Origin of the sequence: Brevibacillus sp. SIMBA_040 (genome assembly GCF_046535075.1) — a bacterium.
Taxonomy (GTDB): domain Bacteria; phylum Bacillota; class Bacilli; order Brevibacillales; family Brevibacillaceae; genus Brevibacillus.
Map to the genome: position 1 here is coordinate 1 of NZ_JAWRXI010000228.1, position 264 is coordinate 264.

Below are 264 nucleotides of genomic sequence, written 5' to 3' on the forward strand. Positions count from 1 at the left end.
GTTGCTTTCTTTAAAAATGTTAACCATCGATCTGCACTACTTGTTTCCATCCCCAAATAGCTTTAAGAGATCTGTTCTACTGTAGTAATAGGAACCCATAACCTTTCTGAAACGGATTTTTCCAGTGATACGGATGTTTTGCAGCGTCGCTGGTGAGACATTCATTATTTCACGTATTGATTTACTTCTAAGCCATTCGTTCGGTTGAACATTCGGCTTAATTTGTATTTTTTCGTCGATAAGTTTTTCTATGTCATTTAATAG

1 protein-coding gene is annotated in these 264 nt (G+C 36.0%); it reads right to left on the minus strand.

Features of this window, described 5'->3' with window-relative positions:
* Positions 1-36: 36 nt before the first annotated feature.
* A partial coding sequence (locus SB752_RS32645) for a helix-turn-helix domain-containing protein (RefSeq protein WP_410719536.1) occupies positions 37-264 on the minus strand: 228 nt, incomplete at its 5' end.